Here is a 14,080-nt window from a genome sequence, read left to right as displayed (position 1 = left end):
TCTTTACATTATAGAAGGAAGTGCTCATAAAATACATAGATTTGTATGCATGAATAAGAAAAAGGCGACTTATGATAGAAAGTCGCCTTCGTATGTTCATTATTATAATTGTGAAAATGCGTAATTTACAGCTTTAATCGTTTCAAGAATATCTGCTTCCGTGTGTTCTGTAGTTAAGAACCATGCTTCATATTTAGAAGGAGCTAGATTAACGCCTTGCTCAAGCATTAGTTTAAAGAAGCGGCCAAAAATCTCACCATCAGAGTTTTCGGCTTGCTCATAGTTTTCAACTTTCACATCTGTAAAGTAAATCGTCAGCGCCCCTTTAAGACGATTTAACGTGATTGTCACTCCATGCTCTTTAGCTGCAGCTAAAATTCCTTCTTCTAAAATCCCACCTAACCGATCCATTTCATCGTAAATGCCTGGTGCTTGCAGGACTTCTAAGCATGCAATACCTGCTTGCATAGATGCTGGATTTCCGGCCATCGTTCCGGCTTGGTAAGCTGGGCCAAGTGGTGCGACTGTATCCATAATTTCTTTACGACCACCATATGCACCAATTGGTAAACCGCCACCAATAACTTTTCCAAGTGCTGTTAGATCAGGTGTTAGGCCAAGTAAGTTTTGAGCACCACCGTAGTGGAAGCGGAAAGCCGTGATAACTTCATCGTAAATTGTTAAGGCTCCTTTTTCTTTGGCTGTAGCGTGTACTAATTCAAGGAAGCCAGGATTCGGTTCAACAATACCGAAGTTTCCTACGATTGGTTCTATTAAAATAGCTGCAATTTCCTCGCCCCATTTATTCATTGCTTCTGTAAAAGCTTCAGGGTTATTGAAAGGTACCGTAATAACTTCTTCAGCTGTAGAAGTCGTAACCCCTGCTGAGTCTGGTGTTCCTAATGTAGCAGGACCTGAACCAGCAGCTACTAATACTAAATCGAAGTGACCATGGTAGCATCCAGCAAATTTCATTATTTTTGTACGTCCTGTATAGGCACGTGCAACACGAATAGTTGTCATAACAGCTTCTGTACCAGAGTTGTTAAAGCGTACTTTATCCATAGACGGAATGGCCTCTTTTAGCATTTTTGCAAAAGTAACCTCGTATTCAGTCGGCGTTCCAAACAATGTGCCATTTTCAGCTGCATGTGTAATGGCCTTAGCAATGTGAGGGTGTCCATGACCTGTAACGATAGGACCATATGCTGCAAGATAATCAATATAACGATTGCCATCTACATCCCAAAAATAAGCCCCTTTTCCTCGAACCATTGCCACAGGAGAACCGCCGCCTACTGCTTTATATGAACGAGAAGGGCTATTTACACCACCAACGATATGTTGTAACGCCTCTGTGTGTACTGCTTCAGATTTTGCGTGATTCATAGTATTGCCTCCTATCTTTTTATACGTAATCTATTGTAGACCTATCAGTGTAAGAAATCCAAAGAAATTAAGGAATATGACTTGATTTGTTACTTGGAGTAAAATAGAACGTACAAGGGAGGAGATAGTTATGACTTTGCAAGAAGGACAGAAGGTGCCCGATTTTTCTCTTATAAATGAAAAGGGAGATATGGTACAGCTAACTGATTTTAAAGGACAGAATGTTATTTTATACTTTTACCCAAAAGATATGACACCAGGTTGCACAACTGAAGCATGTGATTTTCGAGATAAGTTTGAGGACTTTAGTCATTTAAACGCTGCTGTTCTGGGTGTTAGTCCAGATGATGCAAACAAACATACAAAATTTATTGATAAGCATGGATTGCCTTTTTCTTTATTAGTAGATGAAGATCATGCTGTAGCGGAGGCATACGGTGTATGGGTCTTAAAGAAAATGTATGGACGTGAATTTATGGGTATTGAGCGTTCAACATTTTTAATTGATTCGGAGGGTAAGTTAATGAAAGCTTGGCGTAAAGTACGTGTGAAAAATCATATTGAAGAAGTTTATGATTATTTAGCAGAACAGGAGGCGACAACATGAGAATCTATTTTACTTTTGAGCCAAGACCAGATTTACGTGAACCATTATTAGCAGAATTCCCACAAGTCGATTTTATATTTGAAAGCGGAATAACAAATGAAGAGCTTCAACAAGCGGATGTATTAGTTACATATGGTGAGGATTTAACAACAGAGAGCATCCAACAGGCGACGAAGTTAAAATGGATTTTTGTTGCATCAGCAGGTATTGAAAAAATGCCTGCCCAAGCTATTATGGAACGTGGTATTTTAGTTTCTAATGTAAGAGGTATTCATAAAACACCTATGGCAGAATCAATGCTAGCCCATATTTTAGCCATTAAACGCGCTTTACCTTGGATGTATGAGCAACAAAAGAAAAGTGAATGGTCAAAAAAAGCCAAGCAAACTGAATTGCGAGATAGTACAGCGCTTATTTTAGGTCCAGGGGCTATTGGTTCGGAAGTGGGTCGCTTATTACAAGCCTTTGGTGTCAAGACTATTGGCTGCAATCGTTCTGGAAATGAAGCGTCAAACATGGATAAGATGATTAGCTTTGGGCAATTAAAAGAAGCTTTACCGAGTGCGGATATAGTCATTTCTGTGCTGCCAAAAACACGAGAAACAACGCATTTATTAAATGAAGAACATTTTATTGCTATGAAGAGCAGTGCGATTTTCATGAATTTTGGCAGAGGGAATTTGGTTGATGAAAAGGTACTTGTCCAAGCGATTGAAGCGGGAGAAATTGAATATGCTGTTTTGGATGTATTCGAAGAAGAACCTCTGTCATCAAACAATCCACTATGGGCATTGCCAAATGTTATAGTATCACCACATGTCTCAAGCCATTCATCTCGTTATGTGGAACGAAGCTTAGAAATTTTTAAGCCAAGCTTAACAAAATGGCTAAGAGGTGACAGAGATTTAGAAAATGTCATGGAGCTATCGAGAGGATATTAAGAAAAAAACGATGAAATTAGAGGATTAGTATGTGTGATTGTTGACGAAGTAGCGCTAATTGGATACACTATTTATAACAATTATAAATTAATAATACTTATGGAAGAGGTGCATGACGATGTCTACAACGCATTTACAGGATGCACTGGACACGTTAAAAACAACTGGTGTACGTATTACTCCTCAGCGTCATGCTATTTTGGAATATCTAATTCAATCTATGGCACATCCTACTGCCGATGAAATTTATAAAGCACTTGAAGGGAGATTCCCTAATATGAGTGTAGCGACGGTCTATAATAACCTGCGAGTATTTCGTGAGGTAGGTCTTGTGAAAGAGCTTACTTATGGAGATGCTTCAAGTCGCTTTGATTTCGTGACAAATGATCATTACCATATGATTTGTGAATGCTGTGGCAAGATCGTCGATTTCCATTATCCAGGTCTCGATGAAATAGAGCATTTTGCATCACAGGTAACTGACTTTGATGTGCATTCGCATCGTTTAGAGATATACGGCACATGTCCATCATGTAAAGGTCTTACTGCTAAAGTACAATAAAAATCCTAGCTCTTTTACGGGCTAGGATTTTTTCGTTTTATGATTATAGGATTGGTCGAACTCTTTACCTTCAAGAGTAGGATCAAGCGTTAATGGCTCATTACAATACATACACATATCAACTCTACCTAAAACTTTTGTATGCTTATGGCAATTTGGACACTCAACTTGAATTGCCCGTGTTGATAATAAACCTATCCAGGCATAGACAACTGTACTACCAATAATACATAAAACACCTAATGTCATGAAAATTAAAACTAATATTGGGCTATTTTTAAAGAATATACCTCCGTACATTACAATAAAACCAATAAAGATTAGTGCTAAAGCGAATGAACGAATTTTATTAATTTTACTTTTATAAGGTTTCATTTATCTTGCCTCCCAATCTAAAATCTACTATAACATATAAGGGCAAAGTATTTTAGCTTTGAGGTAAATCAAAGAAGGAATACTTTTAGAGTATGTCGAATTTTTAACCGAACAAGAGAAGCTATATGAATAAAGGGGGGCTGAACATGGAGCAAGTATTGCGTCCTATATACCAAGAACGTGCGAGTCAGTCAAATACATTAGGCGTTATTTTAGTAGAAAAGCGTGAGGAGCAAAGTAACGTTACAGATACATTTGATACTGTTTTATTAATTATTGTAAAAGAAGCAGAGCAGCCAGTCTTTTCAAAACATTACTTATATGAAGGAAATAAAGTCGCTCTACATACGGTTACGGAAAAATTAATACGAAAATGGCTCCTAATCGGTTCTAATAAGAAAGTAGTCGATTGGATTTTCTTTGGCAGAGTACTATTTGATCGAAATGAATTTCTGCATAAATTAAAAATAGAATTACAGGAATTTCCGTATAGTGGTCGTAAGATTAAAACGGGCATTCAATTTTCAAAGTTAATCCGTCGTTATTTGGAGGGGAAAGAATACTTTGATAAGGGCAGTTATTTGGATGCATATAATCATGTAGTCGATTCTTTACACCATTTGGGTCGTTTATCGATTATTGATAGTGGTTTATACCCTGAAGTAACTGTATGGGGACAAGTGAAAAAAATTGAACCAGCCATTTATAAGCTATACGAAGAGCTAGTGACAAGTAATGAGCCAATAGAAAAGCGTCTAGAGCTTTTATTTTTAGCAAGTGAGTTTTTAATACATTCTCGTACACGAGATGGAGCACAACATATATTAGAAGTGATGCAAACAAAAGAAACCTGGTCTATTCAAGAGCTACATGACCATCAAGAACTCATGAATTACTCAGTTGATTTAGAAGTGTTTGTCGAATACTTAGTGGATAAAGGGTATATTCATATAGAGCCAGTTACTGCGAAAAACGAAATGATCTTTCACCGCCATTATAAGGTCAATAAAGATGCTCTAGAAATCGGTCAATGACTGTAGTATGCTTGTAATCGAGGTATCTAAAAAATACCTCGATATTTTTTTAGAAAAGTAGTTGACGAATAACATATTGGTATTGTATTATATTAATTGTCGCTAAGACATAACGAATAACTCGATAAAAAACACAAAAAACTTTTTCAAAAAAGTAGTTGACATGTTTCGAACGAGATGTTAATATAAAGGAGTCGCTGAAAAAAACGACTTAAATAATGAACCTTGAAAACTGAACAAGCAAAACGTAATCAATAAAGTTTTTAGTAGCTAGCCTAGCTAGTGAACGAAACAAAATTTTGGACATCAAAATTGATGCCAGCAAAACAATTTGAGCTAATCAAATTTCTTTTATGGAGAGTTTGATCCTGGCTCAGGACGAACGCTGGCGGCGTGCCTAATACATGCAAGTCGAGCGAACAGAGAAGGAGCTTGCTCCTTCGACGTTAGCGGCGGACGGGTGAGTAACACGTGGGCAACCTACCTTATAGTTTGGGATAACTCCGGGAAACCGGGGCTAATACCGAATAATCTGTTTCACCTCATGGTGAAACACTGAAAGACGGTTTCGGCTGTCGCTATAGGATGGGCCCGCGGCGCATTAGCTAGTTGGTGAGGTAACGGCTCACCAAGGCGACGATGCGTAGCCGACCTGAGAGGGTGATCGGCCACACTGGGACTGAGACACGGCCCAGACTCCTACGGGAGGCAGCAGTAGGGAATCTTCCACAATGGGCGAAAGCCTGATGGAGCAACGCCGCGTGAGTGAAGAAGGATTTCGGTTCGTAAAACTCTGTTGTAAGGGAAGAACAAGTACAGTAGTAACTGGCTGTACCTTGACGGTACCTTATTAGAAAGCCACGGCTAACTACGTGCCAGCAGCCGCGGTAATACGTAGGTGGCAAGCGTTGTCCGGAATTATTGGGCGTAAAGCGCGCGCAGGTGGTTTCTTAAGTCTGATGTGAAAGCCCACGGCTCAACCGTGGAGGGTCATTGGAAACTGGGAGACTTGAGTGCAGAAGAGGATAGTGGAATTCCAAGTGTAGCGGTGAAATGCGTAGAGATTTGGAGGAACACCAGTGGCGAAGGCGACTATCTGGTCTGTAACTGACACTGAGGCGCGAAAGCGTGGGGAGCAAACAGGATTAGATACCCTGGTAGTCCACGCCGTAAACGATGAGTGCTAAGTGTTAGGGGGTTTCCGCCCCTTAGTGCTGCAGCTAACGCATTAAGCACTCCGCCTGGGGAGTACGGTCGCAAGACTGAAACTCAAAGGAATTGACGGGGGCCCGCACAAGCGGTGGAGCATGTGGTTTAATTCGAAGCAACGCGAAGAACCTTACCAGGTCTTGACATCCCGTTGACCACTGTAGAGATATAGTTTCCCCTTCGGGGGCAACGGTGACAGGTGGTGCATGGTTGTCGTCAGCTCGTGTCGTGAGATGTTGGGTTAAGTCCCGCAACGAGCGCAACCCTTGATCTTAGTTGCCATCATTTAGTTGGGCACTCTAAGGTGACTGCCGGTGACAAACCGGAGGAAGGTGGGGATGACGTCAAATCATCATGCCCCTTATGACCTGGGCTACACACGTGCTACAATGGACGATACAAACGGTTGCCAACTCGCGAGAGGGAGCTAATCCGATAAAGTCGTTCTCAGTTCGGATTGTAGGCTGCAACTCGCCTACATGAAGCCGGAATCGCTAGTAATCGCGGATCAGCATGCCGCGGTGAATACGTTCCCGGGCCTTGTACACACCGCCCGTCACACCACGAGAGTTTGTAACACCCGAAGTCGGTGAGGTAACCTTTTGGAGCCAGCCGCCGAAGGTGGGATAGATGATTGGGGTGAAGTCGTAACAAGGTAGCCGTATCGGAAGGTGCGGCTGGATCACCTCCTTTCTAAGGATATTTTCGGAATACAAACCTTGGGTTTGTAAGATTACGTTTTGCGTTCAGTTTTGAAGGTTCATTCTTCTGAATGAAATACTTCAAAACTTGTTCTTTGAAAACTGGATAAAACGACATTGAAATAGTAACAAACACATTTATTTTTTAAGTTTTTTATAGGCTTAATAACATTAAAAGGTTTCAAGACACGAGCAGTTAAATGCGATGTGTATTGAAAGCTGATAGGTTAAGTTATTAAGGGCGCACGGCGAATGCCTTGGCACTAGGAGCCGAAGAAGGACGGCACTAACACCGATATGCTTCGGGGAGCTGTAAGTGAGCTTTGATCCGGAGATTTCCGAATGGGGGAACCCACTACGTTTAATCGCGTAGTATCTTGACGTGAATACATAGCGTCTTGAAGGCAGACCCAGGGAACTGAAACATCTAAGTACCTGGAGGAAGAGAAAGAAAAATCGATTCCCTGAGTAGCGGCGAGCGAAACGGGAAGAGCCCAAACCAAGAGGCTTGCCTCTTGGGGTTGTAGGACACTCAATACGGAGTTACAAAAGAGCGAGTTAGATGAAGCGACTTGGAAAGGTCCGCCAGAGCAGGTAAAAGCCCTGTAGTCGAAAGTTCGTTCCCTCCTGAGTGGATCCTGAGTACGGCGGAACACGTGAAATTCCGTCGGAATCCGGGAGGACCATCTCCCAAGGCTAAATACTACCTAGTGACCGATAGTGAACCAGTACCGTGAGGGAAAGGTGAAAAGCACCCCGGAAGGGGAGTGAAAGAGATCCTGAAACCGTGTGCCTACAAGTAGTTAGAGCCCGTTAATGGGTGATAGCGTGCCTTTTGTAGAATGAACCGGCGAGTTACGATTACGTGCGAGGTTAAGCTTTAGAAGGCGGAGCCGCAGCGAAAGCGAGTCTGAATAGGGCGAAATAGTACGTGGTCGTAGACCCGAAACCAGGTGATCTACCCATGTCCAGGGTGAAGGTAAGGTAACACTTACTGGAGGCCCGAACCCACGCACGTTGAAAAGTGCGGGGATGAGGTGTGGGTAGCGGAGAAATTCCAATCGAACTTGGAGATAGCTGGTTCTCTCCGAAATAGCTTTAGGGCTAGCCTCGTGATGAGAATACTGGAGGTAGAGCACTGTTTGGACTAGGGGGCCATCCCGGTTTACCGAATTCAGACAAACTCCGAATGCCAGATATTTATACACGGGAGTCAGACTGCGAGTGATAAGATCCGTAGTCAAAAGGGAAACAGCCCAGACCACCAGCTAAGGTCCCAAAGTAATCGTTAAGTGGAAAAGGATGTGGCGTTGCACAGACAACCAGGATGTTGGCTTAGAAGCAGCCATCATTTAAAGAGTGCGTAATAGCTCACTGGTCGAGTGACGCTGCGCCGAAAATGTATCGGGGCTAAACGATTCACCGAAGCTGTGGATTGACATCTACGATGTCAGTGGTAGGAGAGCGTTCTAAGTGCGTTGAAGTCAGACCGGAAGGACTGGTGGAGCGCTTAGAAGTGAGAATGCCGGTATGAGTAGCGAAAGACGGGTGAGAATCCCGTCCACCGTATGACTAAGGTTTCCTGAGGAAGGCTCGTCCGCTCAGGGTTAGTCGGGACCTAAGCCGAGGCCGATAGGCGTAGGCGATGGACAACAGGTTGATATTCCTGTACCACCTCCTCACCGTTTGAGAAATGGGGGGACGCAGTAGGATAGGGTAAGCGCGCTGTTGGTTATGCGCGTCCAAGCAGTAAGGCGTGTGTGTAGGCAAATCCGCACACTGTAACGTTGAGCTGTGATGGCGAGTCCGTATGGACGAAGTTCCTGATTTCACACTGCCAAGAAAAGCCTCTATCGAGGTGAGAGGTGCCCGTACCGCAAACCGACACAGGTAGTCGAGGAGAGAATCCTAAGGTGTGCGAGAGAACTCTCGTTAAGGAACTCGGCAAAATGACCCCGTAACTTCGGGAGAAGGGGTGCTCTTGAGCGTGCAAGCGCATGAGAGCCGCAGTGAATAGGCCCAGGCGACTGTTTAGCAAAAACACAGGTCTCTGCAAAACCGTAAGGTGACGTATAGGGGCTGACGCCTGCCCGGTGCTGGAAGGTTAAGAGGAGTGGTTAGCGCAAGCGAAGCTGCGAATTGAAGCCCCAGTAAACGGCGGCCGTAACTATAACGGTCCTAAGGTAGCGAAATTCCTTGTCGGGTAAGTTCCGACCCGCACGAAAGGCGTAACGATCTGGGCACTGTCTCAACGAGAGACTCGGTGAAATTATAGTACCTGTGAAGATGCAGGTTACCCGCGACAGGACGGAAAGACCCCGTGGAGCTTTACTGTAGCCTGATATTGAATTTTGGTACAACTTGTACAGGATAGGTAGGAGCCAGAGATCTCGGAGCGCCAGCTTCGAAGGAGGCGTCGGTGGGATACTACCCTGGTTGTATTGAAATTCTAACCCATGCCCCTTAGCGGGGCAGGAGACAGTGTCAGGCGGACAGTTTGACTGGGGCGGTCGCCTCCTAAAAGGTAACGGAGGCGCCCAAAGGTTCCCTCAGAATGGTTGGAAATCATTCGTAGAGTGTAAAGGCACAAGGGAGCTTGACTGCGAGACCTACAAGTCGAGCAGGGTCGAAAGACGGGCTTAGTGATCCGGTGGTTCCGCATGGAAGGGCCATCGCTCAACGGATAAAAGCTACCCCGGGGATAACAGGCTTATCTCCCCCAAGAGTCCACATCGACGGGGAGGTTTGGCACCTCGATGTCGGCTCATCGCATCCTGGGGCTGTAGTCGGTCCCAAGGGTTGGGCTGTTCGCCCATTAAAGCGGTACGCGAGCTGGGTTCAGAACGTCGTGAGACAGTTCGGTCCCTATCCGTCGTGGGCGTAGGAAATTTGAGAGGAGCTGTCCTTAGTACGAGAGGACCGGGATGGACACACCGCTGGTGTACCAGTTGTCTTGCCAAAGGCATCGCTGGGTAGCTATGTGTGGACGGGATAAGTGCTGAAAGCATCTAAGCATGAAGCCCCCCTCAAGATGAGATTTCCCATTACGCAAGTAAGTAAGATCCCTCAAAGACGATGAGGTAGATAGGTTCGAGGTGGAAGTGTGGTGACACATGGAGCTGACGAATACTAATCGATCGAGGACTTAACCAAAAAAGTTTGAAACCTTCAATGAACCGTTTATCCAGTTTTGAAAGAATAAAATTATTATATTATACTTGTAATTTCGATAAAATATGTTATAATAAGTATTGTCTTTCAAATAGTCTAGTGATGATGGCAAAGAGGTCACACCCGTTCCCATACCGAACACGGAAGTTAAGCTCTTTAGCGCCGATGGTAGTTGGGGGCTTCCCCCTGTGAGAGTAGGACGTCGCTAGGCTGTATACTAAAATTATTCCGAAGTAGCTCAGTTGGTAGTAGCACCTGACTGTTAATCAGGTTGTCGCAGGTTCGAGTCCTGCCTTCGGAGCCATTCTTGGAGAGTTGTCCGAGTGGCCGAAGGAGCACGATTGGAAATCGTGTAGGCGGTTAACACTGTCTCAAGGGTTCAAATCCCTTACTCTCCGCCAGCACTTTTAATTATTCCAAACGAAGGCCCCTTGGTCAAGTGGTTAAGACACCGCCCTTTCACGGCGGTAACACGGGTTCGAATCCCGTAGGGGTCACCATTCATTTTTATACCCAGATGGAGGATTAGCTCAGCTGGGAGAGCATCTGCCTTACAAGCAGAGGGTCGGCGGTTCGAGCCCGTCATCCTCCACCATTTTTAAAAACAACATATATCATTATCGCGGGGTGGAGCAGTGGTAGCTCGTCGGGCTCATAACCCGAAGGTCGTTGGTTCAAATCCAGCCCCCGCAACCAAATGGTCCCGTGGTGTAGCGGTTAACATGCCTGCCTGTCACGCAGGAGATCGCCGGTTCGATCCCGGTCGGGACCGCCATTTTTATAGTATATGGGTCAGTAGCTCAGTTGGTAGAGCATTAGATTGAAGCTCTAAGTGTCGGCGGTTCGATTCCGTCCTGACCCATCATTTTTTTGCCGGTGTAGCTCAGTTGGTAGAGCAACTGACTTGTAATCAGTAGGTCGTGGGTTCGACTCCTATCGCCGGCACCATTTATTCCCGGAGGGGTAGCGAAGTGGCTAAACGCGGCGGACTGTAAATCCGCTCCTTAGGGTTCGGCGGTTCGAATCCGTCCCCCTCCACCAGTTTTTATCAAATAGGGGCATAGTTTAACGGTAGAATAGAGGTCTCCAAAACCTTTGATGTGGGTTCGATTCCTACTGCCCCTGCCAATTAAATTTTATGGCGGTTGTGGCGAAGTGGTTAACGCACCTGATTGTGGTTCAGGCATTCGTGGGTTCGATTCCCATCAGTCGCCCCATTTAACTTTAAAATAAAACAAAATAATATTAATAATGGCGGTTGTGGCGAAGTGGTTAACGCACCTGATTGTGGTTCAGGCATTCGTGGGTTCGATTCCCATCAGTCGCCCCATTTTTATATATAATTATCTTTTGGGGTATAGCCAAGCGGTAAGGCAACGGATTTTGATTCCGTCATGCCCTGGTTCGAATCCAGGTACCCCAGCCATTTATTGCGGAAGTAGTTCAGTGGTAGAACACCACCTTGCCAAGGTGGGGGTCGCGAGTTCGAACCTCGTCTTCCGCTCCAAGTATGATGGCGGCATAGCCAAGTGGTAAGGCACAGGTCTGCAACACCTTTATCACCGGTTCAAATCCGGTTGCCGCCTCCATATTTTTACTGCTAATCGGTTTATCCGATTTTTTTTATCTCCATTATGCCGGTGTGGCGGAATTGGCAGACGCGCACGACTCAAAATCGTGTTCCTTTGGAGTGTCGGTTCGACCCCGACCACCGGTATCTAAAAAGTGAAAGAATCCTTGATAACTCAAGGGTTCTTTTTTTATGTTGAAAATTTGTAGAAAAACTGTATACATTAAGATTGAATATTCTTCCATGAAAAGGGGGGCTAACGAATGAGCTATGTTATTCAAGCTACAGAAAAGAATAGAGGTATTGGAAGCGAGTATGAAACTAAAGCTTTATTATACTTGATGAATTTTAGAACAGATAGTAATGATATTAGTTACTATATAACTTCAATGATTTGACTGGTTCGTGTAATCAGGTAAGTAAACTATGGGATAATGTTCGTTGACGAGATTTCTTTAGAATCACTGTTATTTTATAAAGAGCAATTATTTAATGCAGAAGATGCTGAGAGTAAAGTACAAGAACTAGATGAACAAATACGAGAATTAGAATCAATTATTACTATGTTTGAAATTGCAAAGGACAAAGGTATTTCAACTAAAAAAGAAGTTATCTCTAATGTTTTATTCTCCATGAATGAAAAATATAAAAGTATTGATCCAAATGGAACTTTATTTTTTGATAGTCTGTTTACTAAAAAAACAGAAACATACTCCGTAATCAAATAATATTTACTACTACTCTAAAAACCGAAGAAATAGGAAAGTATGATAAAGAAGAATTTAAGTTTGTAAATCATATTGACTATTCTACACATATTCCTAGTAGCATTTTAAATGAGGGATATCTGGATTACTTTAAAATATTGTTAAAAGAATTTATTCATGATTTTAATTAGTGAAGTTTGAAAGGCACATTAAGTGCCTTTCAATAATTCTACCTGTTCACCCCTACCTGTAGAAATTTGTTTGAGGCTGGTTGGGACTTAGATCTCGTATAACAAGCGAAGCTATAATACTACTTGGAGGTATTAGGGGTACTGGTGAATACGTTTAGAACCAAAAAAATAGTAATACAAACCATAGCTTTGGTTTGTATTACTAATGTTAGTATGCTTCACCTTTTGAAATTATTGAACGCGAGCAAATCCAAATCCTGAAGCGTAGTCATCACCTATAGCAGCTCCATAACCACCTTTAATATCTACTGATTTTGCTCTCGCTTGTAAGTTAGAACGTAGTTGCGTGTTAGACAATGACGGATTTTCAGCCCAAATTTTTGCTGCTAAACCAGAGACATGAGGGGTAGCCATTGATGTGCCGCTAATTGTATTATAACCGCCATTATACCATGTAGAATAAACTGATGAGCCAGGAGCTGAGATTTCAATATCACCTTCCTGGATTACATAATCTCCAGCTGTAGATATATAACCACGTGAAGAGTAGTCAGCTACACGATAAGTCCCATTTTGTTGTACATTTTCTAAAGCTGCAACGGCGATTGCATTTGGTAATGCCCCCGGATAACCAATTGTTCCTTGCGCATAGCCTGAATTACCAGCTGCAGCTACTATTAGAACTCCTTTACTGTATGCGTAATTGACAGCACTTGAAATGAGGCTATTATTCGCTGAAGAACCTAGAGACATACTAATAATTGTTTTGCTACCAGTAGCTGTTGCTTGATCTGCTGCATGTCGAATAGCAGCAGCAATATCATCTGAGTATCCAGAGCCGCTATCTAATAACACTTTGTAAGCCCAAAGATCAGCATCTGGAGCTACACCGTAAATGCCTGCTTGATCGCTTCCACCATCAGCTAAGGCCGTACCAGCAACATGTGTACCATGTCCGTTTCTATCTGTACAGCTGTTATTAATGGGTGTTGTCGCACCTGTAAAGTCTTTACATTGCTCTACGTTATTGACAAGGTCAGGATGAGAAGTATTTACACCCGTATCGAGTACGGCAATATTAATGCCACTTCCTCCAGTTGTAGATGTTAAAGTATCATTGTTATAAATTGCTTTAATTCCCCAAGGTATTTGTTGAGAAGCTCTTAAAGAAGTTACCAAATCCAGGGTTTCATTTTCTACCATACTATCGTCTTCCAAACCTATCGTATCTAATGTAACGATAGGAACTTTTGTAACTGTGAAATTTTTATTCTTCTGTAATGCTTCGAATTGTTTTTCATTCATATCAGTTGAAAATCCGTTCTCTGTTAATTCCCAACGAGCAGAATATTGAGTTTTTAATGTTGATTTTTCTGATTTTTTGTTTGCCTCAACATAAACACGGAATTTCTCCTGACCACCGTCGTTTCCTGAGCTATCTTCGCTATTCATCGCTGTTGCGTACACCGGATTTATTACTGATCCTGCAATCAAAAGACTTAGCAACGTACTTTTCATTTTTTTCATTCATCCCAACCCCTTTTCAAATTAAGTTATAGTACTACAATTTGAATCTACCATAATTTAGGTTTTTTGATTATTGGGAAAATTATGATTATAATA

At 43.0% G+C, this 14,080-nt stretch carries 9 protein-coding genes, 16 tRNA genes and 3 rRNA genes; 25 read left to right on the top strand and 3 right to left on the bottom strand.

Features of this window, described 5'->3' with window-relative positions; all coding sequences use genetic code 11:
• Positions 1-102 precede the first annotated feature (102 nt).
• The gene (locus MKX57_RS20465; protein ID WP_089986838.1) at positions 103-1,389 is read right to left on the bottom strand and encodes a glutamate-1-semialdehyde 2,1-aminomutase; all 1,287 of its coding nucleotides are present in this window, start codon (positions 1,387-1,389) and stop codon (positions 103-105) included.
• Positions 1,390-1,519: 130 nt separating this feature from the next.
• On the opposite strand from MKX57_RS20465, the gene bcp reads away from it, so the two are divergent.
• The 3 genes from bcp to perR all read left to right on the top strand — a co-directional run bounded on the left by bcp (position 1,520) and on the right by perR (position 3,499).
• Positions 1,520-1,996 (top strand): thioredoxin-dependent thiol peroxidase, encoded by a 477-nt coding sequence (gene bcp, locus MKX57_RS20460; protein WP_089986839.1) that lies wholly within the window; start codon positions 1,520-1,522, stop codon positions 1,994-1,996.
• Positions 1,993-2,937 (top strand): D-2-hydroxyacid dehydrogenase, encoded by a 945-nt coding sequence (locus MKX57_RS20455; RefSeq protein ID WP_342530821.1) that lies wholly within the window; start codon positions 1,993-1,995, stop codon positions 2,935-2,937. Before bcp ends, MKX57_RS20455 begins: the two co-directional genes overlap by 4 nt.
• Positions 2,938-3,055: 118 nt before the next feature.
• Complete coding sequence (gene perR / locus MKX57_RS20450) at positions 3,056-3,499, top strand: peroxide-responsive transcriptional repressor PerR (RefSeq protein WP_043989586.1); 444 nt, start codon at positions 3,056-3,058, stop codon at positions 3,497-3,499.
• A gap of 21 nt (positions 3,500-3,520) precedes the next feature.
• On the opposite strand, the gene MKX57_RS20445 is transcribed toward perR, so the two are convergent.
• A complete protein-coding gene (locus MKX57_RS20445; RefSeq protein ID WP_008173457.1) occupies positions 3,521-3,874 on the bottom strand; it encodes a YgzB family protein in 354 nt (117 codons plus the stop codon).
• 146 nt (positions 3,875-4,020) lie between these two features.
• Here MKX57_RS20445 and MKX57_RS20440 point away from each other — a divergent pair, with 146 nt between their 5' ends.
• The 22 genes from MKX57_RS20440 (at position 4,021) to MKX57_RS20335 (ending at position 12,287) form a co-directional block, all read left to right on the top strand.
• Positions 4,021-4,908, top strand: coding sequence for a nucleotidyltransferase-like protein (locus MKX57_RS20440; protein WP_043989585.1), 888 nt, complete (start codon positions 4,021-4,023; stop codon positions 4,906-4,908).
• Positions 4,909-5,258: 350 nt separating this feature from the next.
• Positions 5,259-6,810: ribosomal RNA gene (locus MKX57_RS20435) — 16S ribosomal RNA — on the top strand.
• A gap of 233 nt (positions 6,811-7,043) precedes the next feature.
• A 23S ribosomal RNA gene (locus tag MKX57_RS20430) occupies positions 7,044-9,971 on the top strand.
• Between the two features lie 113 nt (positions 9,972-10,084).
• A 5S ribosomal RNA gene (gene rrf / locus MKX57_RS20425) occupies positions 10,085-10,200 on the top strand.
• The 16S, 23S and 5S rRNA genes sit together here with 16 tRNA genes alongside, the layout of an rRNA operon.
• Before the next feature lie 16 nt (positions 10,201-10,216).
• A tRNA-Asn gene (locus MKX57_RS20420) sits at positions 10,217-10,293 on the top strand.
• Positions 10,294-10,298: 5 nt separating this feature from the next.
• Positions 10,299-10,390, top strand: a tRNA-Ser gene (locus MKX57_RS20415).
• 24 nt (positions 10,391-10,414) lie between these two features.
• Positions 10,415-10,489: transfer RNA gene (locus MKX57_RS20410), tRNA-Glu, on the top strand.
• Between the two features lie 19 nt (positions 10,490-10,508).
• Positions 10,509-10,584 (top strand) — tRNA-Val (locus MKX57_RS20405).
• Positions 10,585-10,610: 26 nt separating this feature from the next.
• Positions 10,611-10,685 (top strand) — tRNA-Met (locus MKX57_RS20400).
• 3 nt (positions 10,686-10,688) lie between these two features.
• A tRNA-Asp gene (locus MKX57_RS20395) sits at positions 10,689-10,764 on the top strand.
• Between the two features lie 14 nt (positions 10,765-10,778).
• Positions 10,779-10,851 (top strand) — tRNA-Phe (locus MKX57_RS20390).
• Positions 10,852-10,861: 10 nt separating this feature from the next.
• Positions 10,862-10,937: transfer RNA gene (locus MKX57_RS20385), tRNA-Thr, on the top strand.
• Positions 10,938-10,946: 9 nt separating this feature from the next.
• A tRNA-Tyr gene (locus tag MKX57_RS20380) sits at positions 10,947-11,030 on the top strand.
• Between the two features lie 13 nt (positions 11,031-11,043).
• Positions 11,044-11,117, top strand: a tRNA-Trp gene (locus MKX57_RS20375).
• 13 nt (positions 11,118-11,130) lie between these two features.
• Positions 11,131-11,206 (top strand) — tRNA-His (locus tag MKX57_RS20370).
• A 37-nt stretch (positions 11,207-11,243) separates the two neighbouring features.
• A tRNA-His gene (locus MKX57_RS20365) sits at positions 11,244-11,319 on the top strand.
• Between the two features lie 21 nt (positions 11,320-11,340).
• Positions 11,341-11,415, top strand: a tRNA-Gln gene (locus tag MKX57_RS20360).
• A 6-nt stretch (positions 11,416-11,421) separates the two neighbouring features.
• Positions 11,422-11,496: transfer RNA gene (locus tag MKX57_RS20355), tRNA-Gly, on the top strand.
• Positions 11,497-11,504: 8 nt separating this feature from the next.
• Positions 11,505-11,578, top strand: a tRNA-Cys gene (locus tag MKX57_RS20350).
• A gap of 47 nt (positions 11,579-11,625) precedes the next feature.
• Positions 11,626-11,706 (top strand) — tRNA-Leu (locus tag MKX57_RS20345).
• Positions 11,707-11,822: 116 nt separating this feature from the next.
• The gene (locus MKX57_RS20340) at positions 11,823-11,957 is read left to right on the top strand and encodes a hypothetical protein (RefSeq protein ID WP_255319032.1); all 135 of its coding nucleotides are present in this window, start codon (positions 11,823-11,825) and stop codon (positions 11,955-11,957) included.
• Positions 11,958-11,993: 36 nt separating this feature from the next.
• Entirely contained in the window at positions 11,994-12,287 is a 294-nt protein-coding gene (locus MKX57_RS20335) for a hypothetical protein (RefSeq protein WP_089987057.1), read from the top strand.
• Between the two features lie 401 nt (positions 12,288-12,688).
• Here MKX57_RS20335 and MKX57_RS20330 read toward each other — a convergent pair whose 3' ends face one another.
• Entirely contained in the window at positions 12,689-13,984 is a 1,296-nt protein-coding gene (locus MKX57_RS20330) for a S8 family peptidase (RefSeq protein ID WP_089987056.1), read from the bottom strand.
• Positions 13,985-14,080 lie beyond the last annotated feature (96 nt).

It is taken from the genome of Lysinibacillus sp. FSL M8-0216, assembly GCF_038595555.1.
In the GTDB taxonomy this organism is placed as follows: domain Bacteria; phylum Bacillota; class Bacilli; order Bacillales_A; family Planococcaceae; genus Lysinibacillus; species Lysinibacillus fusiformis.
The sequence above is the reverse complement of the archived record's forward strand: the minus strand, read 5'-3'. Positions and strand labels throughout refer to the sequence as shown.